We start from the raw sequence: 24342 nt of genomic DNA, 5'->3' as shown, positions 1-24342 counted from the left end.
AAATCAGTTGTAAGATTCAAAAATAGTGTATAGTAAAGAAGACGAATTAAATAAACAATCAATATAATAGGTGATGAGATGTTAATTGAATCAAATAATAACCCTAAATTTAAAAAATGGGCGAAACTAAAACAAAAAAAATATCGATACCAATCTCTTGAGTACATTGTCGAAGGGGAACACTTAGTTTTAGAAGCTATTAAAATGAATGTCGTGAAAGAAGTCTTAGTTAAAGAAGGAACAACTCTTCATTTAAACGAAGATTATCATGCCGTTTCAAATATTTATCTTTTAAAAGAAAATTTATTCGAACAAATTGCTTCAACCGAAACACCCCAACCGATCATGGCTGTCTGTGAAATGAAAACAATGAACATTAAAAACCAACATCGTTTGCTATTACTTGATCGAGTGCAAGATCCAGGCAACTTAGGAACATTACTAAGAAGTGCGGTCGCATTTGGATTTGATGGAGTCATTCTTGGAGATGGATGCGTTGATTTATATAATGAGAAAGTGATTCGTTCAACGCAAGGTGCCATTTTTAAATTACCTATTTTGAATCAAAACTTAGAAGAAGCTGTGACATCATTAAAAGAACAAGGGGTTCGAATTTATGGAACGAGTCTTCAAAATGGTCGTCCTTTAAATGAAATAGAAGAAACGATGAAAATGGCTTTCATTCTTGGAAATGAAGGAAGTGGCGTTTCAAAAGAGTTATTAAGTTTGACAGATGGAAATATTTTTATTGAAATGAGTGAAAATATTGAATCTTTGAATGTTTCGATTGCTGGAAGTATTATAATGTATCGTTTTCGTCAATAATAAGGGTGAATGTTTCCCATACTAAATAGTGAACAACACAATTATTCATCATATACTTTACTCTCGATATAAATTGTGTTACAATATTTTAACATAGTATTGCGTGTAAGAGTGGGGCTTCCCACTCTTTTGTATTATGGTCAAAATGTTTGAAAGCGGTGAAATTCTAATGTCAAATATCGTTGCAAAAACAGAAGAATTAGTTAAACCAATTTGTGAAGCTAATAATGTTGAATTAGTTGATGTTGAGTATGTAAAAGAAGGTCAAAACTTCTTTTTGCGCGTGTATGTTGATACACCAGAAGGAATCGACATCGATCAATGTGCTGATGTAGCAGAAGCACTAAGCGAGAAACTAGATCAACATGATTATATTGAAGATGAGTACATGTTAGAGGTTTCATCACCAGGCGCTGAACGTCCTTTAAAAACAAAAGAAGCCGTTGCTGAATCAATTGGTGCGTATATTAATGTAAAGACGTATAAAGCAATTGATGGACAAAAAGAGTTTGAAGGACATCTAATAAAATTTGAAGAGGATATTTTAACTCTTGAAGTTTTAGTGAAAACACGTAAAAAGGTAGTTGAAATACCTTATGATAAAGCTGCGAAGGTTCGTCTTGCGATTAAATTTTAAGGAGGATAAAAAAGGATGAATACGAAAGAGTTTTTTGCTGCTCTAGAATTACTTGAAAAAGAAAAAGGTATTTCTAAGGATATTATTATTGAGGCATTTGAGCATGCATTAATCAGTGCTTATAAAAAGAATTTTAATCAAGCGACAAATGTTAAAGTTGAGATTAACGAAGTCACTGGAACAGTGAAATTATATCAACAAAAAACAGTGGTTGAAGAAGTGACAAGACCACAAGAACAAATTAGCTTAGATGAAGCAATGCGATTAAATCCACACTATCAAGAAGGGGATATCATCAACTTCGAAGTAACTCCTAAAGATTTTGGACGTATCGCGACTCAAACAGCTAAACAAGTCGTGAAACAACGTATTCGTCAAGCAGAACGTGATAACTTATTCCAAGAGTTCAAAGATCGTGAAGGTGAAATTGTAACTGGAATTGTTGTAAAAGATGATGGGAAACATGTTTTTGTAGACTTAGGAAAAATTGAGGCATTACTTCCAATACGTGAAATTATGAATCCAGATGAAATCAAACCAAATTCTCGTATTAAAGTGTACATTAGTAAAATTGAGTCAAAAAATAAAGGACCTGTGGTATATGTATCACGTAAAGATCCAAACTTAATTAAACGCTTATTTGAATTAGAAGTCCCAGAAATCTATGATGGAACAGTTGAAATTATGTCTGTTGCACGTGATGCTGGAGATCGTACAAAAATCTGTGTGGCTTCAGAAGATGAAAATGTCGATCCAGTAGGAGCATGTGTAGGTCCATCAGGACAACGTGTTCAAAACATTGTAGACGAGTTAAATGGTGAGAAAATTGATATCATTCAATTCTCTAAAGATCCAGCTGTATTAGTGGCAAATGCTTTAAGTCCAGCTCAAGTGTCAAAAGTTGTCGTGGATGAAGCAAAAAAAGCAACAGTTGTCCTTGTTCCAGATAACCAATTATCATTAGCAATTGGTAAGCGTGGACAAAATGCTCGTTTAGCTGCTCAATTAACAGGATGGAAAATTGATATCAAACCTGAATCAGAAGCAGATAATTTAGGTATTGAATTATAATTCTAAATCGCGCAAGGAGGTCGCTCAATGAAACAAAAGAAAATCCCTATGCGTAAGTGTGTCATTACAGGTGAACAACAACCGAAAAAAGATTTAATTCGTGTGGTTCGTGGAACCGATGGCGAAGTGTCAGTTGATCCAACTGGAAAGAAAAATGGACGTGGTGTTTATCTTCATTTAACACCTGAAGTTGTCGCTTTAGCTAAAAAGAAAAATGTTTTAAGTCGTCATTTAGAAGTTGAAGTCCCAGAGACTATCTATGAAGAATTAGAGCAATTAGCAGGGAAGCAAATGAAATAGGTGATGTGAATGAATCAACAGTGGTTAAGTTTTCTTGGCTTAGCATTAAGTGCAGGAGCGGTTATCACAGGTGAACAAATGGTAGTGCAGGCAATTCAAGCTAAAAAAGTGCATTTAGTTATCTTAGCTGAAGATACGTCAGCTAATACGTTTAAAAAAGTAACGGATAAATGTCGCTTTTATAATGTTGAATGTGTGCAAAAAGCCGACAGCTTAGAATTAGGTCATGCCTTAGGAAAGGAATTCCGAAAAGTTGTCGGAATTACCAATCCCAACTTTGCAAAAGCATTAAGTAAGAAAATGAATGCATAAGAGAGAGGTGACATAATGAGGGTTCACGAATATGCAAAACAATTTAATGTTTCAAGTAAAGAGGTGTTGCAAGTTTTAGAAGAAAACAACATCTCAGTAAAAAGTCATATGTCAGTGTTAGGAGACGATGTTATATTGATGCTAGATAAAAATTTTAAAAACGAACAAGGTTCAAAAATCGAAGATGTAAACAACACAGAAAAAGAAACAACAAATGAGACAGACGATTTATTTAAATACGATGATTATTTAGAAGTTAACCGTCCAAAAATCACTAAAAAGAAAAAAGGTTCAAATCAAAAGAAAATTAAAAATGAAAAAAGCGATCGTATCGCAAACGTTCCAGTTAAAGAAGATGCTGAAGCAAACATTGTTTACTATAGTGAAGATTTAACAGTAGGTGAATTAGCAGAACGTCTTGGAAAATCAACTGGAGAAATCGTAAAACAATTATTAATGCTTGGAATGATGGCAACAGTTAACCAAACATTAGATCGTGAAACAGTTGAATTAGTAGCTGAAGAAGCTGGATTCGAAGTTAAAGATAAAATCTTTACAGATGTGATTGAATTTGAAAAAATCGTTTTAGAAGATTCAGAAGAAGATTTAGAAAAACGTCCACCAGTTGTGACAATCATGGGACACGTTGACCACGGTAAAACAACTTTATTAGATGCGATTCGTAACTCGCGTGTTGTAACTGGAGAAGCTGGAGGAATCACACAACATATCGGTGCATACCAAGTAAATCATAATGGAAATGTGATTACATTCTTAGATACACCAGGACATGCTGCCTTCACTTCAATGCGTGCTCGTGGAGCACAAGTTACAGATATCTGTGTTCTTGTTGTCGCAGCAGATGATGGGGTGATGCCTCAAACAAAAGAAGCAATCGATCATGCAAAAGCAGCTGGAGTTCCAATTATCGTTGCGGTTAATAAAATGGATAAACCAACAGCGAACCCAGATCGCGTAATGCAAGAATTAACAAACTTCAACTTACTTGCTGAGGAGTGGGGAGGAGATACCATCTTCGTTCGTCTTTCAGCATTACAAGGTGAAGGAATTGATGAATTACTTGAAATGATTAACTTAGTATCTGAAATGGCTGAGTTAAAAGCGAATCCAAAACGTTTAGCGACAGGTACTGTAATCGAAGCGAAACTTGATAAAGGTCGTGGACCAGTTGCAACATTATTAGTTGAAAATGGAACATTACGTATTGGAGATTCAATCGTTGTAGGTAACACTCATGGACGTGTTCGTGCGATGGTAGATGATTTAAATAAACGTATTGAAGCAGCGGGACCATCAACTCCAGTTGAAATTACCGGATTAAATGATGTGCCACAAGCTGGAGATCGCTTCATGGTATTCCCAAGTGAAAAAGAAGCCCGCCAAATTGCAGAACAACGTACAGCTAATGCTCGTGAACTTGGAAACAAAGCTGGTAAGGCTGTTTCATTAGATGATTTATTCTCTCAAATTCAAGAGGGTGAGTTAAAAGAATTAAACTTAATCATCAAAGGTGACGTTCAAGGTTCAGTTGAAGCATTAAGCGGTTCATTACAAAAAATTGATGTAGAAGGTGCAAAAATTAACATTATTCGTGCATCAGTTGGAACAATTACTGAAACAGATGTAACATTAGCATCAGCTTCAGGAGCAATCATTATTGGATTTAACGTTCGTCCATCAGCAGCAACTCGCCAACAAGCGGCAGCTGAAGGAGTAGATATTCGCTTACATTCAATTATTTATAAAGTAATTGATGAAATCGAAGCAGCAATGAAAGGTCTTTTAGATCCAGTATTCGAAGAAAAAGTAACAGGACAGTTAGAAGTTCGTCAAACATTCAAAGTTTCAAAAGTTGGAACAATTGCAGGATGTTATGTAACGGATGGATCGGTATCTCGTAACGCAAGCGTACGTGTTATCCGTGATGGAATTGTTGTTTTTGAAGGTGAATTAGGATCATTAAAACGTTTCAAAGATGAAGTTAAAGAAGTTAACTACGGTTACGAGTGTGGAATTACAATCGACCGTTTCAATGATATCAAAGAAGGAGATATCATCGAAGCTTACGTTATGGAAGAAGTAAAACGCGCTTAGTCATTGTATTTTAGATAAAAAGGGTGATTTGGATGTCACGCATTAGAGTGCAGAAAATTTCAAAACAAATCGAACGTGATGTAACTGATATCATCATGAACGAGATTAAAGATACAAAAATAGGATTTGTAACAGTTACAGGAGCAGAAGTGACTAATGACTTATCATTCTGTAAAATTTACTATTCAGTCCTTGGTGGAGAAAATCGTCGTGAAGCTGCGACTAAAGCATTAATTCGCTCAAAAGGATTTATCCGCTCAGAATTAAGTAAACGATTATCAATCCGTAAAGTGCCTGAATTGATTTTTGAAATTGATGAATCAATTGAATATGGTAATAAAATTGACACGATGTTAAATGAGTTACGTCGTCAAGGTAAAATGTAGTCATGAAAAGGTGCCTTCTTTTAGAAGGCACCTTTTTTATAGTTTAAAACTTAAGATCCCCTTGTTTTCGACATCGAAAAAATGATAAAATAACATGATAACTGACAAAATAGGTGAGAAAAAATGGTGAAAAAAATAATTATGGGGATTTGTATTAGTATCATTTTAGCAGGATTTAGTTGGTTCTTTATAAATGGAGAATTTGATTCATCTGCTATCACGGTATCATCATATGATATAGTAGTCGGAACAGAAGCTGGAGATGTCATTCAGCAAGGTGATACCATTATTAACTTAGCAAGACTAGAAGAATTTTATAAAAATATACGACGAGAAATCGATGATGAAATGACGATTGCGATTGTCCATTCTCAACATAACATTGATTTATACGAATTAATCTTTGAGAACAATCAATTGAAGCTTTATTATGATATTGCTCAAGATGAACAAGGACGAAAGGAATATAAAATTAAAATCTATCAATCCATTAAAAAGATTTTAAAAGGAAATCAAGTGATTTATAAATTAGTAAATGAAAATGAAGAACGTCCGTTTTTAGCTTATAATTTGAAATAATCATTAACATATTCGGAGATATAAGTCCAACTAAGTTTTTCAAACTTAGACAATGTTTAGTTTATGCCCCTATTGGTTGAGGATAGCACTTCGTAGGCAGGTATCCCCTATACAATGTCACCCCACCAAAGATGGAAATAAATCGTGTGGTGGGACCCTAGTACCAAAAAGATTTAGCAACTAAGACTCTTAATTTATTTATGAATTATATCTCTATTTCAAGATAGACTAATCCTAGAATCTTTGTTAGTATAAAAACTATCGAAATCCTAGGATTTTTTAGTAGAATTAAAAGGTGGGACCTGAATGAATCAATTAATTAAAGATAAGTTAGCCATCCTTCCGATGAATCCTGGTTGTTATTTGATGAAAGACGCCAAAGGACAAGTCATCTATGTTGGAAAAGCGAAACGTTTAAAAAATCGCGTTAAATCTTATTTTATTGGAACTCATAATGGGAAGACAGCACGATTAGTTCGTGAAATTGTCGATTTTGAATACATTATTACCTCTAGTGAACTCGAAGCCCTAGTTCTTGAAATCAATCTGATTAAAAAATATGATCCAAAGTACAATATCATGTTGACGGACGATAAACATTATCCGTATATTAAAATTACAAACGAGGTCCATCCTCGCCTAGTGACAACCCGTAAAATTAAAAAAGATGGAGGTAAATACTTTGGTCCATATCCCAATGCTCGTGCCGCGAATGAAACCATTCGGTTATTAAATAAATTATATCCGTGACGAAAATGCCATACGATTCCTCAAAAGGTTTGTTTATATTATCATATTCATCAATGTTTAGCACCTTGTGAATTTAAGATAACACCAGAAGACTACAAACCGTATATTGAACAAATTACACGTTTTTTAAAAGGTGATTATTCCGATGTTAAAAAAGATTTAGTGAGTCGAATGGAAGAAGCAGCTGAAAAGTTAGAATTTGAGCGAGCGAAAGAATACCGAGATTTAATCGCGAACATTGAAGCGACCGTTGAGAAACAAAAAATGACGATGAATGATTTTATTGATCGAGATGTGTTTGGATATTATACGATGAATGGATTAATTTGTGTCCAAGTTTTCTTCATTCGTCAAGGAAAGGTCATTGAACGTGAAGTGTCTATTTTTGATGGCATTGAAGATACAGAGGAAGCTGTTTTAACGTTTATCGGTCGCTTTTATCAAGGCAATAATTTAAAACCGAAAGAAATTTTTATTCCAGCAACACTCAATCAAGAGTTATTAAGTCAATTATTAGATATCAAAGTCATTGTTCCAAAAATTGGTGATAAAAAAGAATTAGTTGAACTAGCCATGAAAAATGCTGAAATGGCATTAAGTGAAAAACTCCAATTAATTGAAAAACAAGAAGAGAGAACCTTAAAAGCAGTTGAACGGTTAGGAGAAGTGTTAAATATTCCAACACCACATCGAATTGAAGCATTCGATAACTCCCATCATCAGGGGATGGATGCCGTCTCAGCGATGGTTGTGTTTACAGATGGACGCCCGGATAAAAAACAATACCGAAAATATAAAATTCAAACAACATCGGATGGAGATGACTATCAAGCAATGCGAGAAGTCATTTATCGCCGTTATTTTAAAGTATTAAATGAAGATTTGCCAGCCCGAGATTTAATTGTTATTGATGGTGGAAAGGGACAAGTGGCTATTGCACAAGAGGTTCTCTCTTCCTTAAATATGACCATCCCCGTCGTTGGACTGGTTAAAGATGAGAAACATAGAACATCATTCTTACTAGATGGGCGTGATATGGAAGAAATAAAACTTCCGACACGTTCAAATGTCTTCCAACTTTTAACGCGTATTCAAGATGAAGTCCATCGCTTTGTCATTGGATTTCATCATCAGTCGGCTCAAAAGCGAACGCTAACGTCTATTTTAGATGAAATTCCAGGTGTTGGGCCGAAACGTAAACGATTATTAATTCAAAATTTTGGAACACTTGAACGAATGGTCGAAGCAGATGAACAAGAGTATTTAAAACTTGGCTTTCCTGCTGAAGTCATCCGTAGAATTAAGACGTTTATCGCCGAAGAAATACAGAAAAAATAGTCACTTGGACCACTCAATTTATATCACTATTCCCCTACAAAAACATAAGATATACTAGATACAGGCTCACTTAAGAGCCGTATCGCTCGAGGATAATGACTACCTCAAAAGAATGGGGGTAGAAAGGTTGAACAAAGGTCAGTCAATTTTAACTAAACGTGAACAAGAAATTTTCAATTTACTTGTTAGAAATATGACAACAAGTGAAATTGCTGAAGAATTGAAAATCAGTGAAAAAACAGTTAGAAATCATATCTCAAATGTTATTCTAAAATTAAATGTCAAAGGACGCTCACAGGCCATTATTGAGCTTTTGAAATTGGGTGTCATTGAGTTATAAAAAATCACCACCAGCTACTGGTGGTGATTTTCATTACCACTAAAATAGATGGATTATCATTCACTTCCTTTAAAAAGGTTTGAACGCGAGTAGATTAAAGCCAAAAAGTGTATTATAATAAAAGGGAATAGAGAAATCACGCTAAGTGATAACAATATCATATTTTTCTAAGATGATGAATTTGTTTGATGGAAGTGGTAATCATGCTCGGACATACCGGAGTTATTTTAAAAATAAATATGAATGACTATAAAATATGGATTAATGAAACGTGTTTTTCTTATGAAAATAAATTACATGTGACCAACTCAATGATTGGACAAACCGTTCAGTATAGCTTAAACCAAACGGGAATGATTAATCATCTTGAATTAGTCGTTCAAAAAACCAAAGAGTTAAAAGGAAAAATTCAGTCGATGAATTTATCAATTCCTCGAATTTCTTTGCACACCGATGGACAACTTTTACATTTTTACGTGCCACATCGATACTTAGAACTGGTGAAACGTCACTTTAAACCAGGGGATTTTATGCATTTTTCTTATAATCCAACCGAATTTAAACTGGGAAAAGCATCTTATTTTGTGATTACAGGAATCAAAAGTGATCCACGTAAAAAGATGGCGAATCCTCAACAAGTCAAAAATGAATTGAGACAGACCATTAATTTATTAATGGACTCCCCTTTTTATGCCTTTTTAGATTTAGAATTTTCAATGAGTGGACCTGAATATCGTGGAACTAAATTCATACCGGAAATTATTCAATTTGGATTAATCATAGCCGATGCCGAGGGAAATCTCGTGGAAAAATTCTCAGCGTATGTAAAACCAACAATCTTCCCACAAATTTCAGGTAAAACACAAGAATTTTTAAAAATTACAGATGCATCTGTCGCATATGGCATTACTTATTTAGAGTTTTATGGTTACATTAAAGAAGTCATTGCACGATATAACCCATTATTTATTGTATGGGGTGTTTCTGATGGATTTATTTTGGAAAACTCATATGTGATTAATGGAGTAAAACCTTTATTTGAGACCAATCAATTAATCGACCTACAACGCATTCATCGACAATATTACCAAATCGGGCAAGATATTGGGCTATATAATGCCATTCGAAGTTATGAAATTTTAACTGGGACGCAAATTCATGATGCGATTGTCGATGCTTTAGTTTTACATAATATTTTTTATAAGTTTAAATCGATTATTTTGGCGAATGAGCAGTATCCATTTAAGGAAAACTATCAAAATATCATGAATAATCGCTTAGGTTAGTTCAAAAAAGATAACTTTTTATCAAAACAAATGAGGAAATGACAAGTATTCACGACTCATTGGTTTGATGGATAGAATGGTTATCTTTTTTTTTATACCCTCATATAGTTAGATATAAATTCAAGCGAGGTGAAAGCAATGAAAACGAATTGGTTGAAAAAATTGACACTACCAGTCTTAGCCATGGCATTCGTCTATTACTTAACAAAAAGTGGAGAAGACCCAGCGACCAAAAACTTAGTTCAAAACATTACGAATCAACAAAGTACATTACAAACAAGTGAAATCAGTGAAGACTGTTACGAAGTTTACGCTCTTCATGATTCAGGGTACATGGTTAAAACATATGTTGAAAAAGGGGAAGAAACAGATCAAGTTCAAGCGGTATTCGATTTATTAACCATTAAATCAAATCAATTACCACTTAAAACGACATCTTTGATTTCACCGATGACTGTGCTAAATGACTATACCCTAAACGATGGAACCTTAACGTTAGATTTATCAAAAGAATTCCTTAACTATGATGCTAGTCAAGAGCAACAAGTTGTTGAATCTTTAGTCTGGAGCTTTACTAGCCTTGAAGGTGTAGATCGTGTTAAATTTGAAATTGATGGACAACCCGTTTCCAATCTAAATGGAACCCTAGCTGTTGAACGTGGTCTGACTCGCCAAATGGGAATAAACCTAGAAATGGATACGAATAATTTAGATAACACACAACTAGTGACGCTATATTTCATGACAGACGACACTCAAAACGGATTACTTGTTCCAGTCACACGATTAATCCCTAGTAGCGTAGATCCAGTGAATTATGCCATCGACTCATTAATCCAGGGATCAGTGGGGGGTGAGTATATCAGCGTCTTTGATAACCAAACGACATTAATGACAGAACCAGTGATTGAAAATGGAGTCATTACGCTTAACTTTAGTTCAGATTTATACTATGACAATAACCAAACCGTTGTTTCTTCTTTAATGCATGAACAGTTAGTCATGACCTTAACAGAATTCGATGGAATTGAAGCTGTCTCAGTTTTAATCGATGGAAACTCAAAAATTGTTGATGATACTTTACGTTCAGTTGCTATTCCAACAAGTCGTAATATTTTTGAACCTGTAAATGACGCCATATCAAAATAGAATATGTTATAATGAATAAGACAGTTTCAAAACAACAAGCAGGTGATAAAACATGAGAACTAATGAACGTAAAAATAATGAACTAAGACCCGTCGAATTCATTCCAAATTATATTATGCATCCAGAAGGAGCTGTTTTAATTTCAGTTGGAAACACAAAAGTGATTTGCACTGCAACGATTGAAAATAAATTACCCCCTTTTATGCGAGGACAGGGAAAAGGTTGGATTACAGCTGAGTACTCTATGTTACCACGCGCGACGAATACACGTAATGTTCGAGAATCAGCTCGTGGAAAATTATCAGGTCGTACGATGGAAATTCAACGTTTAATCGGTCGTTCTTTACGTGCCGCTGTTGATTTAGAAAAACTAGGTGAACGTACGATTTGGATTGACTGTGATGTGATTCAAGCAGATGGTGGAACACGTACAGCGTCTATTACAGGATCAGTTGTGGCAATGAAATTAGCTTTCGATAAATTAGTAGCAGAAGGTGTTTTAAAAGAATCTCCTCTTAAAGAACATTTAGCGGCAATCTCAGTTGGAATCAAAGATGGTGAAGTCATTTTAGACTTAGACTACGAAGAAGATTCAAGTGCAGAAGTCGATATGAATGTGATCATGACTGAGAGCGGACAATTTGTTGAAATCCAAGGAACAGGTGAAGAGGCGACGTACTCACATGCTGAGTTATTACAAATGCTTGACGTTGCAAGCCAAGGAATTAAACAATTAATTGAAGCTCAAAAACAAATCGGTTAATAGGAGACTAAAACATGAAAGAAGTCATCATTGCGACACAAAACAGTGGAAAAGCAAAAGAATTTGAACATATTTTCAATCGTTATAACATTCAAGTTAAATCATTACTCGATTTAGGTGACGTCACTGAAATCGAGGAAAATGGTGAGACATTTGAAGAAAACGCCTTAATCAAAGCGCGTGAAATAGCAAAAAAATATAAAAAATTAGTCATTGCAGATGACTCAGGGCTAGAAGTTGATGCCTTAAATAAACGCCCAGGTGTTTATAGTGCTCGTTATGCTGGAGAAGATCGTGATGACGCCAAAAACATTGATAAAGTCTTAACAGAGCTTGAAGGGATAGAAGAAAAAAATCGTAGTGCCCGTTTCGTTTGTGCCCTTGCTCTTGTCACAGAAAATGGTGAAGAATACGTCGTTCGAGGAGAGTGTGAAGGTCAAATTTTAACACATCGCCAAGGAAACGAAGGGTTTGGATACGATCCAATCTTCTATCTACCATCCATCCAAAAAACAATGGCCGAGATTCCAAAAAGCGAAAAAAACGTCTTAAGTCATCGTGCGGATGCCTTCAAGAAGTTAGAAAATGTCTTAATGGATTTAATGTAGGAGACGGATATGTTACTTGTCATTGTAAGTGATAGCCATGGCGATACAAACGCTTTATCATTAATACGTGAGCGCCACCTTTTAGACGCTGACCTACTTATTCACTGTGGAGATTCGCAGTTACCTGCAAATCATCCGTTATTAAACGAATATCTGAGTGTTTTAGGAAACTGTGATTTTGATAAAAACTTATTAAAAGAACGCATCGAACCTCTTACACTTGGTGCTCGTTTATTCATAACGCACGGGCATCTATACGACGTTAAATATTCATTAACAAGACTTTATTATCGTGCACGAGAATTGGATGCTAACATCGTATGTTATGGTCATTCTCATTGCATCGGGGCAGAAATGGTAGACGGCATTTTATTTATGAATCCTGGAAGTGTTGTCTTACCAAGAAATACAAAAGAAAAAACATATGCCTTACTAGAGATTAGTGAGACTTCATTTGAACTGAGCTATCATGAAGTTCAAAGTGGTAAAGTATTAGTCAAAGAAAGCTTTAAACGATAGAAAATAAAGGTAGGGGGTCTAATGCAGGAAAATTATCAATATTATCTAAATCAAAAAGCGGTGGCTTCGCATTATTTAGAATTAGGAAATGTTTTGAAAGCATTAGAGCATTTTAATAATGCCTACCATACATCATTTGGGACAGAAGATTTAGATTTAATGTTAGACTTAGCATTTTTATATGATGAAATCGATGATCGTAAGAAAGCACTTGAATTATTTTATGAGATGATTAAAATCGACAGTGAATTTCCAACCTCTTATTATGGAATCGCTACGATCTATGATGATGATGAAGAGTATGAAAAAGCAATTTATTATTATCAAAAAACAATCGAGCTTGATCCAGAATACGAAGCAGCACATTTTTTCTTAGCTAACATTTATGACGAAACAGATGAAATTGAAAAAGCGATTTATCATTATGAAAAGACACTAGAACTTGATCCAAACTATTTTTATGCCTATATTAATCTGGGATGTATTTATGAAGCTCAAAATCAAAACTTAAAAGCTTACCATTATTTTTATAAAGCCTATAGTCTTGATCCAACAGATTACACGGCATTATTTAATTTAGGAGTCGTTTGTCGTAAGTTAAATCAAGTCAAAGAATCGATTCGCTATTACCGTAAGTCGCTGCAAAGTAATCCTGAGTATTCGTTTACCTATTTAAATTTAGCTATTTTATATAAAGAAGAATATCATGACTATTTAGAAAGTATTAAAATTTATACAGAAGGGATTCAATATAATCCAAATGTATCCGTTTTATATTATAATCGTGCTTGTTGCTATGCGTTAATGGAAAACAAAGAAGCAGCACTTGAAGATTTAATCATTGCTAATCAACTGAGCCCAAGCTTATTAGAATACATGGAAAAGGATGACGAACTGGTACAAGTTCGTCAAATGCCAGCCTATCAAAATGCTTTTAGTGTGAAATAAGACCGTTCTTTTACCGGTCTTATTTTTTTATTCTCAGTCATAATAGCTGTGGATAAATGAATCGTAACAGGTTATGGAATTGGCAAGTTAGATGATAATGCTATTTGAGGGTAAAGTCTTAAAACATGAACGAAAAGAAGTAAAATATGAGAAGGCTTACTTCGAAATATCGGTTATAATTTGAATCGTTTCTGAATAAAAATAGAAAAGTAAAATAAATGGAGGGGAAACATGAATTTTGTCGTTCTATCTGATTGCCATAGAAACCTGCCAGCACTACAGGTCATTATGGGAGTATTAAAAAGTTGCCCTCATGCATGATGCTATGTAAGAAGATGGAACCTTTAAAGCCATTGAGAAGGATAACTCACCACAGACGTTAGATGGGTTATTTAAAGAGATTGATACTGATTTGATTTTCTATGATCATTCACATCAAAAGTATGATGTAAATGTCGGTGCGAGTGGTTATATTAAAAGTAATCAGACGCATGATACGAGGTTGAGGTTTCAAGAGGATGGCTATGAGATTAATGTCAGATAGGTAAGTTATGAAAAACATAAGACATTAGAAAAAATGGATGAACTCAACCTGCTAGAATGCGAGTTTATGAAAGCCGTCTTTTTCTAAAAAGAGAGAATAATTCAATGAAAAAGGAGAGAAAAAATGAAACTAATGACTCATGCTTTAACAGAAGATCAAGCAAAAGTGATTGCAAGTTGGCGATATGAGGGAAAGTATGCTCTTTATAATTTACCAACTTGGGATGAGATGAAGGCGCAAAACTACGCACTTTGCGATGCAGTGAAACGTCAACGTTTCTTAGGATTTTCGCAGGAGGAGGGTGAGCTCATCGGTTTTATTAACTTACTTTGTGAAGAGGATCATGTGTTCTTTGGCATGGGCGTGCACCCTGATTATTGTAATCAAGGTTTTGGACGAGATATCATTGCGTACGCCATTAAGGAGAGCCAAAAGCGCCATGCTAATTTGCCACTTTTACTTGAGGTACGAACTTGGAATGAACGTGCCATTAGATGCTACCAGTCACAAAATTTTAAGATTATTGAGAAAAAGAAACAAGAAACCTACTTAGGACTCGGGGAGTTTTATGTCATGAAATATGAACATGACGATGAAAATTGTTAATTAAGTGGACGCTAATCTTAACTAGAAAGAATCGTTAGATTGTCGAATCATAGACCCTCTCTCATATGAATGATTTTAAGCAGACATCTCTTTCCTAGAGGTGTTTTTTTGTTTATTTTATAATAGGTATGGATAACTTTAAGGGTGGAATTTATTCAGAATGAGATTTAAGGCCTACTTCAAAAGCATAGACTGTTAGGATGAAATTAAAGCATTTGATGAGGGAGGTACTTCTTTTCAGTTGGTTAAAAATGGGGGTTATAGTGATTCGAAAATAATATCCATTAGTTACCCAAAAATATGAAACGTGAATCTTACTTCTATGGAGTGAAGTTAAAAGATTGAAAAGCTGAACAAATGATTCTGTTTTATGAGGTATCAAGGAGTCAGAGTTACGAACTTAGCATGATTCATCGCATTTATCAAAGAAAAGTCCCATTAAAAGAAGATCTTAGCTTTCATTTACGAATCAAATATCATTTCCATTAAATGACGGCAATAAGTCTTTTGAGAATGGGAATTATCGTGTTTTAATAATGTGTGTGGATAACTTATATGGTATAATAAGGAAAATCAGAGGAGGGATAGAATGTTAAATCATACAGGAACAAAAGTGATTGAAACACCAAGGTTAATCTTAAGACCATTCAAGATCAGCGATGCGTCTATGATGTATCAAAACTGGGCATCAGACGATGAAGTCACAAAATATTTAACGTGGCCAACGCATAGCGATATTTTCGTAACGAAGACCATTTTACAGATGTGGGTAGAGGGGTATAAAAATAAGGACTACTATCAATGGGCAATCGAGTTAAAGAAAACAGGTGAAGTGATTGGAAGTTTGAGTTTATTCAATATTAATAATCATGATGAAAATGCTGAAGTGGGATATTGTATTAGTCGTGATTATTGGAATCAGGGGATTGTAACTGAAGCTTTTAATGGCTTAATTAAACTAGCGTTTGAAGAGATTGGCTTTGCTCGTCTAACTGCGCGTCATGATGTGTTAAATCCGGCTTCTGGACGCGTGATGGAAAAATGCGGTCTTACCTATGAAGGAACACTTCGTAAAATTTCAAAAAATCAAGCAGGACAACTCGTCGACTGTAAATATTATTCGATTTTAAAAGAGGAATATGATGAGAAGCAGTTTTAATTTGAGAACCAATGATTAGCGATTAGGATAAGGAATGATCATTTTCAATGAGAGATGAGGGGAAACTTTCATCATTTTACTTACTTGGAGGAAGAAAAAATGAAAAAAATTATGGTAATTGGATGCTGCGGTAGCGGGAAATCAACCTTATCAAAACAACTCGCTAAAAAACTAAAATTACCACTTGTTCATCTAGATGTGTTAAATTGGTGTGGAAATTGGGAATGTGTTCCGCAAGAGACGTTTGATTCGTTACTATTAGAAGAGTTACAAAAAGAAGAATGGATTATTGAAGGCAATTACAATCGAACGATTCCAATGCGTCTAGAATATTGTGATACGGTGATTTACTTAGATTATTCAAGGTGGACGTGCTTATTAGGAGTTTTAAAACGTGTTATCAAAGGTTATGGAAAAACTCGTTCTGATATGGGGGGGAATTGTCCTGAAAGACTTGATTTCGAATTTTTAAAATTCGTATGGAACTTTAACCAAAATAATCGAGAACGCTACTTAAAACTATTAAGTGAACAATCTGATAAAAACGTGATTATTCTTCGTAATCGAAAAGAAGGTGCCACGTTTCTTAAAGAGATGATTGGATGAAAAATCGGATTGGAACCTCATTCAGGAGACGCTGAAACGACAGGATTTTGTGAGCAGGAGAGAAAAATTTAGCTCTTTATAATGGCCTGTATGGAGAACAAACCATTTGTTGCTAACGTCAGCGAATTGGTTAATTTCTAATTGTTATCACATCAAGTTAAGATGTCCTAAGTTTTACGATTAATCATGCGTTCAAACAAGAAGGATAGCCATTGGCTATCCTTTTAATCTATAAAAAGAATAGCTTCTATAATCAATAGAAACTATTTAAGGATAGAATGAATTTTTTTCTAAAACATGGTATTATGTGATGAGGATAAATAAAAGATAAAGGGGGATGGGAATGAATCAAAAACAAGTTATTTGTTATGTGATATTAGCTCTAATGTTTATCTTAGCCGGCTCTAGCAATGAAATACCGGATACATGTGTCGACCGAATTTTTGTTCCGCTACACGGGGCGAATTGGTCATTTCATTATGCCGGAATATTTTTGATGATCATTATTTATACCTGTTTTAAACAGCTTAATCTCCAAAAAGAGAATGCTTTTTTCAAAACAAGATGGCGACGTATCATAGCGACTTTTTTGTTTTTGAATCTTAGCACTCATACTGCAAATCTCACTGTCCAACTGTATAAAAGCTTTTCATCTGATTTAAGTTCGATTTATTTAAATCGTCAGGAATCTCATGTATCTGTGAATGGCCGTGAAACAGAGCTTAAGTTAGAGGGACAACTAGAACTGAAAAACTGTTCAAATGAAGAACAATGGTTTTACTTAACTATTACAATGCCAACGTTTGTGGAAGAGGCAGTCGGAATGAAAGATGTTATAATTAATCAAGCGTTTAATCTTCCGGCCAAAACCAAGCAAAGAATAACGATTGATGAAACGTTTAATATTCAAATGTCACCCTATTATTCCTTTAATTCTAACGCTTACGAATACACGTTATTCAATGAAAAAAGTGAAATCATTTTTAAAGGTAGCTTTGATCAGTATTTATTTCATTAATCAGCATCGGTGGCATCTCTTAAATCAAGAGATGCTTTTTTGATAGGTATCAAATGAAACTTTAAAATTTCAATGTGAAATTTTTGATTATCAGTGATATAATATTCTTCTGTGTTTAAAAAACAAAAGGATACGTTTAAAAAAGGAGGCGGTTCAACATGGCGAGAGCTTTATTGATTGCTGAAAAACCGTCATTAATGAGAGAAGTTCAGGCTGTTTATAAAATGATGAATTTTCCGGACCAAATTGATTTTAAATCATTTCGAGGGCATACGATGACGTTGCTTGCACCGGGTGATTATACACCGGAGTGGGAAAAGTGGGATTTAAAAACATTGCCGATGATTCCATCAAAATTTAAATATAAGGTCATTGAAAATGGTGATTATTTCAACATTTATCAAGATATTAAGAAAACAATTGAATTGGGAAACTATGATTATTTGATTAACTGTTGTGACCCGGGGCGTGAGGGACAATTAATATTTCACTCGGTTTATGAAAGCTTAGGTTGTCGTTTGCCTGTGAAACGTTTTTGGAATAATGGAATGACAGAACAGGCGATTATGGATGCCTTAAATCACATGGAAGATGATTTGAATACCCCACGTTTAAAAAATATGATTCATGCGAGTAAATTAAGAGCTGATTTTGATTGGCTCATTGGGATGAATTTTACGCGTGCCTTTTCAATAGGGGCTAATCAACGTAAAGCTTTACCACTTGGACGTGTGATGACGCCCGTATTAAATATGATTGCACAGCGTGAGATGGAGTTAAAAGATTTTAAACCGAAGCCATTTTGGGAAATTGAAGCTGATTTTGGTGAGTATAAAGGAACGTATTTCGATCATGATAATGAAAATGAAACGAAGTTTTTTGATAAAGAAAAAGCGGATGCGTTAATTCAAAGCTTACCGAATGTAGGAATGATTGAAAAGGTTGAAAAAAAGGTGGAGAAGAAATACGCTCCAAGTTTGCATTCATTGGCTGATTTGCAACGCGAGGCAAATAAGGTGTATAGTTTTACGATGTCTGAAACATTAGACATTGTTCAAGAACTCTATGAAGCTAAATACTTATCTTATCCGCGTACTGATTCAGCGTATATCACACAAGATGAAGCGAAGCGATTCCCGCAACTATTGGCGGCGATTAAAGAGATTCCGGATGTTTTGAAGTATGTACAGCCGATTTTAGATGAAGCGGGAGTCATCGAGAAAACGGCAAGAAATAAAAAGTATGTTGATGATAGTAAGGTTAGTGATCACTACGCCATCATTCCAACAGGGAAACCAGTAGATTTTAATCGCTTAAGCAAACGACAACAACAAATTATGAGTTTAGTAGCCAAGCGTTTTGTGGCTATTTTTATGCCTCCAAGTGTCGTGAATAAAACATCGGTGATTACAAATTGTAGTGGACGAAAATTTAAGACAAATGGAAATGAAGTCGTTGATAAGGGATATACTGTTTTATATAAAACCAAATTTAGTGAAAATAGTTTGCCATCACTTTTAGAAAATCAGCCGGTTTCTTTAACCGAAACAACACTAATAGAGAAGGCCACAACTCCCCCAAGCCGCTATAACGATGCCACGATTCTTGAGGCAATGATTAATGCGGGACGTTTTCTAGAGGATAAAGATTTAAAAGATGTTTTAAAATCGAGTGAAGGAATTGGAACTCCGGCAACGCGTGGTTCGATTATTGAAAAATTAATTAATTTAAAAATGATTGAACGTAAAAAGAAAACGTTCTATGCCACTGATTATGGAATTTCAATCATTCAAAATTTAAACGGGCATCTCGTTGCTTCTCCTGAATTAACAGCACAGTGGGAACAAAAATTAAAATCAATTGAAGCTTGTCAGCTAGAACCGATGACGTTTTGGCATGAAATGATTGAGTATATTAAAGTTGCCACAGAAGAGTTTAAACAAATGACGTATCAAATTCATGGAGTAGCAGCGACGTATACAAACTCTGAAATTAAGTTGATTGGAAACTGTCCAAAATGCGGTCAGAAGGTAGCGGCAGGTAAAAATTATTATTATTGTACGGAGTATAAAAAAACGTGCGATTTTATTAGTGGGAAAGCGATTCTTGGCACGAAAATTTCAGAAGCCAATATGAAAAAAATTCTTCAAGGAAAACCAAGTAATATCCTAACCTTTAAAAAAGTAGAGGCGAATGGTGAGAAAAAAACATGGAAAGCAGCCCTGATTTATAGTGCTGAAAAACAACAAGTGGTTTTCCATTTTGAAGATGAAGGACCTAAAGTTCCAACCAAACAATTGCATTTAAAGTGTCCGAGCTGTGGAAATACATTAAATGAAACAGGGAACTTTTATATGTGCCCTGAATATAAAAAAAGCTGTCAATTTATTATCGGAAAAACCTATTTTGGTGCTCCGATTTCCATTGAAAATGTGGAGCAAATGTTAAGGGGGCAGACAACGGAACCAAAACAAGTCACCTTCACCGATGGAACGGTTGCTCAGGGGGTTTTATATCTCGATGTTCCAACGAAAAAAATGAAATTTAAACGAATATAAAAATAAACGAAAATCATCAATTTTCTAAATAAAAAAGATTAATCTCAACTTAGTCAGTAGTTACGACAGTCAGATTAATCTTTTTTATTATGTTGCTCTATTTATAATCAGCCAGCAGAAGTTAAACAATGTTAAATATGGAGCGAGAATACTTACCAATCAAGAGGGAAATAATCCACTATTAAGAGGCAAGCGAGAGCTATTATTAAAAATAAATATATCTTATATAATTATTATTATTAAATTTCGCTCTGTTAGATAGTCAGGTTGAAATCTACATCGTTTATTTTAAATTAGTAAATCTATTCTAGTAACAAAAAAGTTGTTTAGTTTAGAGTTGACCATCCCATGGGGATCTTGAGATTAGTGTGGCATGAAAAGATTCAATAGCTATCTTTTGTAAGTACAACCTTCATTGTTAAAAAATCGAATGAGATGAAGGTCGATTCGCATGAAATCGTGGAATGATATTACTTTAATTTTCTAGAACTTTATTCTATACTCTTAAATCCTATTTAGAAATTTTTCGTCATATTTAATTTGATATATATCAATTGAAAATACATTTTTTTACTCTTATTGTTAAAACTATAATTAATTGAAATAATTTATTTAAATCATAAATATTTCAATGGATAGCGTATTTACTTGATAAAAAATATGTCGGTTTTAATGAAGGAGGAATTTAACTTATGAGTACTCTCAATAATAACAAACAACATAAATTCTTTTATGGGTGGGTCATTGTTGCAGCATGTTTACTTATTCAAGCCATACCATTTGGAGTCGCCTCTAACTTACCCCCTACTTTTACAAACTATGTTGTTAATGGAGAAGGGTTTAGTTATGCATCCTTTACCCTAATCTTTACGATTGGGACTGTTGTATCTGCTATTTGTTCGCCTTTTATAGGAAAAATATTTACTAAAGTCAATGTTAAACTATTATTTATCATCGGTTCTATATTTGTCGGCGGTGGATTTATGTTATACTCACTAGCTGGCAATAAACTAATTGCTTATTATATAATAGCTGCCATCGTTCAAGTCGGAAATGCTATTGTTTCTGCAATTGGAGTTCCTACACTGATAAATGCCTGGTTTAAGGTTAATAAGGGGAGAGCACTTGGGATTGCCTTCTGCGGTGGAGGAATAGGTAATATAGTTCTTCAAACGTTAGCAGGTAAATGGTTAACTGACCCAAATATAGGATATAAAGGAGCTTATTTAAGATTTGGACTCATCGCACTAATTGGTTCATTATTAATCTCTATATTTCTTGTCAGATTGCCTAAATCAGCAGATGAATTAGCCGCAAATGCTCCTAAGAAAAAATTAGAAGGGCAAGAAGATGTAGCCCATCATATAAGTTGGGGATATACAGTAGGTGAAACAACTAAAATGCCTCAATTTTGGCTAATAGCGGCTTCTTTTATCTTCATCGGATTCTATGTTAGTGGATTTGCTTTACAATTCATTCCTTATTTCCAAAGCTTAGAAGAAAAGAAAATATTACTGATTTCATCAGCTACATTAGCCTCTATGTTCGGATTATTTTCGATCTTTGGTAACATTTTGGGTGGGATTCTTTTTGATAAACTAGGATTATCAAAATCATTCCTATTGGCCGGAACTTTAGTCATTATAGCAGGGTTATGCTTATTATTTGTCGGAAAAATAAATGCACTTGGATACCTCTTTACAGGTGCATTCGGAATCTCAATGTTTTCTTATGTCATGGGACCTTCCTATATGACAAGCTCACTATTTGGAGATCGAGACTATGGATCTATTCTTGGATTTATCCAATTATTCTTTGCCGTTGGCTTTGCTGTCGGTACCCCAATTTTCAGTCTTATTTTAGAGAAGGCAGGATGGGCAACAGCATGGACTTCTTCGATTATATTTGCTGTTATTGCGTATACAGGACTATTAATTGCTTCTTTATCTATACTTAAAATGAATAAAGAAAAAAATGTTCGTGAAACGAAAAGAATTTCTTAATAAAAAAATATTTTAGAGCGATTATCAAAGAAAAACCATTATCTCAAATCAGATTTAATCTGAACTCAGATAATGGTTTTTCTTTTGTACAATTTCTTTGCAACAATTGTGAGCGGGGGCCTGTTCCCTTTAAGGGATATTATCCTCGATGAATACAGGTGATGAAGGTGGAGATGAGTATCCACTTTCTATTAAATTTTGATTACGATAAGCGGTTTGAATTTAGAAAGCTTTTGGTATAATTCTATATGAACTAAAAAATTAAATTAAACGTATCAAGTTGACTAAAGTATAAGATTTTTCACGTTTTCTGATTAAATATATTTATTCATTTAATTAAGTATCTTTTTCTGTTGGAGTCTAAACTGATTAATTTAATACTGTCAATTAAGAAGTCATGATGATCACAAAAATGAATAGCACTGAAAATTACAACTTGCACAGATGGACTCTAATGTTAATATAATAGTGTAGTCTATGGTTGTATTTAAAAGAGATGCCTGATCGATTCAATTTTTATTATTTCTATAAGATGGATTCGCAGACATCTAAGATAAAAGAAATTCATGAATAGAGTTATCGGGATATATGAAAGCTTAAAGATTCAATGTTTTTTTATAAAGGGTTTAAGTTTATGATAGGAGGAGTAGATAGTATGAGCATTAGACATTTGCGAATTTTTATCATGGTTGCATCACTTAAGAATATGAGTGCAGCGGCAGAGAAGTTGTTCATTACACAACCATCGGTTAGCCAAGCAATTAAAGAAATTGAACATTATTATGGAGTGAAATTATTTGAGCGTTTATCAAAAAAGTTATATTTGACAGAAAGTGGAGAGTATTTATTAAGATATGCAACTCATATTGTTCAATCCTTTGATGAGATGGAAACGATGATGAAGAATAAATCGGACAATATTGCTTTGCGTATTGGAGCATCTATTACTGTAGGAAGTTGTTTGTTAAATCATATTCTGGATGATTTAGAAGAAGAAAATAATAAAATAACAACGCAGATTTATGTTCGTAATACAAAGGAAATTGAAAAAATGTTATTAGATAGTGAACTAGATGTTGCCTTAGTTGAGGGAACCGTGACCAGTAAAGATTTGATTTCGAAACCTGTTTATCAGGATAAGTTAATTATGGTAGTTGGAAAAGGGCATAAATTTTATAATCGAGATGAAATTAGTATTGAAGAACTTCAAGGAGAGGCTATTATTTCTCGTGAAGAGGGAAGTGGAAGTAAAACAATTTTTGATAATATTCTGAAAAGTAATCAGATAGAAGTCGATATTAAATGGAGTAGTACAGATACGGGGGCAATTAAGGATGCAGTACTGGAATCAAGAGGATTAGCTGTGTTATCTCGTCTTATGGTAGAGCGAGAATTGAAAAAAGGTACACTCCATGAAGTTTCTCTAAAAGAAGTATCTATGTTTAGAGAAATATTTGTCGTGTACCATAAAAATAAATTTATGTCTAAATCTTTAAAATGTTTTTTAGAGATTCTTTAAAAAATCATATAGATGATTGTTCCAATTAGACCTGATCCGAAAATAACTGGAATTGGACTTAACTTGAATTTACGAAGAGCAACTAAACCTCCTACGAATAAAGCAAATTCAACAATACGGAAGTTAGATAAGATAATTTCATGTTTCTCAGCTTGGAATAATGCTAATGTTAAAATAGATAAACCTGCTGATGAAATTAGTGAAACAACAGCTGGACGTAAACTAGATAAGATTGTTTGAACGCCTGAGAAGTTACGATATTTGTAGTAAAAGTGCGCAAGTGTTAAACAGATAATAAACGATGGAATAATAACCCCTAAAGTACAAATAAGTGCACCAGGTAATCCATTTAATTTTGTTCCAACAAATGTTGCAGCATTGATTGAAATAGGACCAGGTGTCA

General features: G+C 34.2%; 24 protein-coding genes and 1 pseudogene. 24 read left to right on the top strand and 1 reads right to left on the bottom strand.

From position 1 onward, the window contains the following. Positions 1-78: 78 nt before the first annotated feature. The 24 genes and pseudogenes from QWC74_RS02195 to QWC74_RS02080 all read left to right on the top strand — a co-directional run bounded on the left by QWC74_RS02195 (position 79) and on the right by QWC74_RS02080 (position 23939). Entirely contained in the window at positions 79-825 is a 747-nt protein-coding gene (locus QWC74_RS02195) for an RNA methyltransferase (RefSeq protein WP_288993874.1), read from the top strand. Positions 826-994: 169 nt separating this feature from the next. After that, a complete protein-coding gene (rimP, locus tag QWC74_RS02190; protein ID WP_006783238.1) occupies positions 995-1462 on the top strand; it encodes a ribosome maturation factor RimP in 468 nt (155 codons plus the stop codon). A 15-nt stretch (positions 1463-1477) separates the two neighbouring features. After that, positions 1478-2533, top strand: a complete 1056-nt coding sequence (gene nusA, locus QWC74_RS02185) for a transcription termination factor NusA (protein WP_006783237.1) — start codon at positions 1478-1480, stop codon at positions 2531-2533. A gap of 27 nt (positions 2534-2560) precedes the next feature. Next, positions 2561-2833, top strand: a complete 273-nt coding sequence (gene rnpM, locus QWC74_RS02180; RefSeq protein WP_006783236.1) for an RNase P modulator RnpM — start codon at positions 2561-2563, stop codon at positions 2831-2833. Positions 2834-2842: 9 nt separating this feature from the next. Continuing rightward, positions 2843-3145, top strand: coding sequence for a ribosomal L7Ae/L30e/S12e/Gadd45 family protein (locus QWC74_RS02175; RefSeq protein WP_006783235.1), 303 nt, complete (start codon positions 2843-2845; stop codon positions 3143-3145). A 15-nt stretch (positions 3146-3160) separates the two neighbouring features. Further along, positions 3161-5260: a translation initiation factor IF-2 gene (gene infB / locus QWC74_RS02170; RefSeq protein ID WP_006783234.1), complete on the top strand. Its 2100-nt coding sequence runs from the start codon at positions 3161-3163 to the stop codon at positions 5258-5260. 32 nt (positions 5261-5292) lie between these two features. Then, positions 5293-5646, top strand: a complete 354-nt coding sequence (rbfA, locus tag QWC74_RS02165) for a 30S ribosome-binding factor RbfA (protein ID WP_006783233.1) — start codon at positions 5293-5295, stop codon at positions 5644-5646. A gap of 123 nt (positions 5647-5769) precedes the next feature. After that, a complete protein-coding gene (locus tag QWC74_RS02160) occupies positions 5770-6225 on the top strand; it encodes a DUF4362 domain-containing protein (RefSeq protein WP_006783232.1) in 456 nt (151 codons plus the stop codon). A 306-nt stretch (positions 6226-6531) separates the two neighbouring features. Further along, positions 6532-6975, top strand: coding sequence for a GIY-YIG nuclease family protein (locus QWC74_RS02155; RefSeq protein WP_288993873.1), 444 nt, complete (start codon positions 6532-6534; stop codon positions 6973-6975). Between the two features lie 12 nt (positions 6976-6987). Then, positions 6988-8313, top strand: a pseudogene (gene uvrC, locus QWC74_RS02150) (excinuclease ABC subunit UvrC); the annotation flags it as partial. Positions 8314-8440: 127 nt separating this feature from the next. Further along, positions 8441-8653: a LuxR C-terminal-related transcriptional regulator gene (locus QWC74_RS02145; RefSeq protein ID WP_006783230.1), complete on the top strand. Its 213-nt coding sequence runs from the start codon at positions 8441-8443 to the stop codon at positions 8651-8653. Positions 8654-8841: 188 nt separating this feature from the next. After that, on the top strand, positions 8842-9939 hold the full coding sequence (locus QWC74_RS02140) for an exonuclease domain-containing protein (protein ID WP_006783229.1): 1098 nt from the start codon (positions 8842-8844) through the stop codon (positions 9937-9939). Between the two features lie 138 nt (positions 9940-10077). Further along, entirely contained in the window at positions 10078-11088 is a 1011-nt protein-coding gene (locus QWC74_RS02135) for a GerMN domain-containing protein (protein WP_006783228.1), read from the top strand. Positions 11089-11140: 52 nt separating this feature from the next. Next, the gene (gene rph, locus QWC74_RS02130) at positions 11141-11851 is read left to right on the top strand and encodes a ribonuclease PH (protein ID WP_006783227.1); all 711 of its coding nucleotides are present in this window, start codon (positions 11141-11143) and stop codon (positions 11849-11851) included. A 14-nt stretch (positions 11852-11865) separates the two neighbouring features. Further along, positions 11866-12459, top strand: coding sequence for an XTP/dITP diphosphatase (locus tag QWC74_RS02125; protein ID WP_006783226.1), 594 nt, complete (start codon positions 11866-11868; stop codon positions 12457-12459). A 9-nt stretch (positions 12460-12468) separates the two neighbouring features. Then, positions 12469-12978: a metallophosphoesterase gene (locus QWC74_RS02120; protein ID WP_006783225.1), complete on the top strand. Its 510-nt coding sequence runs from the start codon at positions 12469-12471 to the stop codon at positions 12976-12978. A gap of 21 nt (positions 12979-12999) precedes the next feature. Beyond that, positions 13000-13926, top strand: coding sequence for a lipopolysaccharide assembly protein LapB (locus QWC74_RS02115; RefSeq protein ID WP_006783224.1), 927 nt, complete (start codon positions 13000-13002; stop codon positions 13924-13926). Between the two features lie 667 nt (positions 13927-14593). Then, positions 14594-15076: an N-acetyltransferase gene (locus QWC74_RS02110; protein ID WP_006783223.1), complete on the top strand. Its 483-nt coding sequence runs from the start codon at positions 14594-14596 to the stop codon at positions 15074-15076. Between the two features lie 589 nt (positions 15077-15665). Next, positions 15666-16235 carry a GNAT family N-acetyltransferase gene (locus QWC74_RS02105; protein ID WP_006783222.1) on the top strand — a complete coding sequence of 190 codons (570 nt, stop codon included), beginning with the start codon at positions 15666-15668 and terminating at the stop codon, positions 16233-16235. 99 nt (positions 16236-16334) lie between these two features. Continuing rightward, positions 16335-16841 (top strand): hypothetical protein, encoded by a 507-nt coding sequence (locus tag QWC74_RS02100; RefSeq protein WP_006783221.1) that lies wholly within the window; start codon positions 16335-16337, stop codon positions 16839-16841. Between the two features lie 343 nt (positions 16842-17184). Further along, a complete protein-coding gene (locus QWC74_RS02095; protein WP_006783220.1) occupies positions 17185-17859 on the top strand; it encodes a hypothetical protein in 675 nt (224 codons plus the stop codon). Between the two features lie 158 nt (positions 17860-18017). Next, on the top strand, positions 18018-20417 hold the full coding sequence (locus QWC74_RS02090) for a type IA DNA topoisomerase (protein ID WP_006783219.1): 2400 nt from the start codon (positions 18018-18020) through the stop codon (positions 20415-20417). A 692-nt stretch (positions 20418-21109) separates the two neighbouring features. Beyond that, positions 21110-22420, top strand: coding sequence for a conjugated bile salt MFS transporter (locus QWC74_RS02085; RefSeq protein WP_006783218.1), 1311 nt, complete (start codon positions 21110-21112; stop codon positions 22418-22420). A 655-nt stretch (positions 22421-23075) separates the two neighbouring features. Next, entirely contained in the window at positions 23076-23939 is an 864-nt protein-coding gene (locus QWC74_RS02080; RefSeq protein ID WP_006783217.1) for a LysR family transcriptional regulator, read from the top strand. Here the strand turns inward: QWC74_RS02080 and QWC74_RS02075 are convergent. Beyond that, positions 23936-24342, bottom strand: a 407-nt coding sequence (locus tag QWC74_RS02075; protein WP_288993870.1) for a chromate transporter, incomplete at its 5' end; no start/stop codon positions are given. The two genes, QWC74_RS02080 and QWC74_RS02075, sit on opposite strands and share 4 nt — an antisense overlap.

It is taken from the genome of uncultured Turicibacter sp. (genome assembly GCF_938044715.1).
Classification (GTDB): Bacteria; Bacillota_I; Bacilli_A; order MOL361; family Turicibacteraceae; genus Turicibacter; species Turicibacter sanguinis.
This window is presented reverse-complemented; position numbering and strand designations above follow the sequence as displayed.

Coding starts and splice junctions, on each gene's coding strand:
- QWC74_RS02195 (WP_288993874.1), top strand. CDS start 79: ATGTTAATTGAATCAAATAATAACCCTAAATTTAAAAAATGGGCGAAA.
- rimP (WP_006783238.1), top strand. CDS start 995: ATGTCAAATATCGTTGCAAAAACAGAAGAATTAGTTAAACCAATTTGT.
- nusA (WP_006783237.1), top strand. CDS start 1,478: ATGAATACGAAAGAGTTTTTTGCTGCTCTAGAATTACTTGAAAAAGAA.
- rnpM (WP_006783236.1), top strand. CDS start 2,561: ATGAAACAAAAGAAAATCCCTATGCGTAAGTGTGTCATTACAGGTGAA.
- QWC74_RS02175 (WP_006783235.1), top strand. CDS start 2,843: ATGAATCAACAGTGGTTAAGTTTTCTTGGCTTAGCATTAAGTGCAGGA.
- infB (WP_006783234.1), top strand. CDS start 3,161: ATGAGGGTTCACGAATATGCAAAACAATTTAATGTTTCAAGTAAAGAG.
- rbfA (WP_006783233.1), top strand. CDS start 5,293: ATGTCACGCATTAGAGTGCAGAAAATTTCAAAACAAATCGAACGTGAT.
- QWC74_RS02160 (WP_006783232.1), top strand. CDS start 5,770: ATGGTGAAAAAAATAATTATGGGGATTTGTATTAGTATCATTTTAGCA.
- QWC74_RS02155 (WP_288993873.1), top strand. CDS start 6,532: ATGAATCAATTAATTAAAGATAAGTTAGCCATCCTTCCGATGAATCCT.
- QWC74_RS02140 (WP_006783229.1), top strand. CDS start 8,842: ATGGAAGTGGTAATCATGCTCGGACATACCGGAGTTATTTTAAAAATA.
- QWC74_RS02135 (WP_006783228.1), top strand. CDS start 10,078: ATGAAAACGAATTGGTTGAAAAAATTGACACTACCAGTCTTAGCCATG.
- rph (WP_006783227.1), top strand. CDS start 11,141: ATGAGAACTAATGAACGTAAAAATAATGAACTAAGACCCGTCGAATTC.
- QWC74_RS02125 (WP_006783226.1), top strand. CDS start 11,866: ATGAAAGAAGTCATCATTGCGACACAAAACAGTGGAAAAGCAAAAGAA.
- QWC74_RS02120 (WP_006783225.1), top strand. CDS start 12,469: ATGTTACTTGTCATTGTAAGTGATAGCCATGGCGATACAAACGCTTTA.
- QWC74_RS02115 (WP_006783224.1), top strand. CDS start 13,000: ATGCAGGAAAATTATCAATATTATCTAAATCAAAAAGCGGTGGCTTCG.
- QWC74_RS02110 (WP_006783223.1), top strand. CDS start 14,594: ATGAAACTAATGACTCATGCTTTAACAGAAGATCAAGCAAAAGTGATT.
- QWC74_RS02105 (WP_006783222.1), top strand. CDS start 15,666: ATGTTAAATCATACAGGAACAAAAGTGATTGAAACACCAAGGTTAATC.
- QWC74_RS02100 (WP_006783221.1), top strand. CDS start 16,335: ATGAAAAAAATTATGGTAATTGGATGCTGCGGTAGCGGGAAATCAACC.
- QWC74_RS02095 (WP_006783220.1), top strand. CDS start 17,185: ATGAATCAAAAACAAGTTATTTGTTATGTGATATTAGCTCTAATGTTT.
- QWC74_RS02090 (WP_006783219.1), top strand. CDS start 18,018: ATGGCGAGAGCTTTATTGATTGCTGAAAAACCGTCATTAATGAGAGAA.
- QWC74_RS02085 (WP_006783218.1), top strand. CDS start 21,110: ATGAGTACTCTCAATAATAACAAACAACATAAATTCTTTTATGGGTGG.
- QWC74_RS02080 (WP_006783217.1), top strand. CDS start 23,076: ATGAGCATTAGACATTTGCGAATTTTTATCATGGTTGCATCACTTAAG.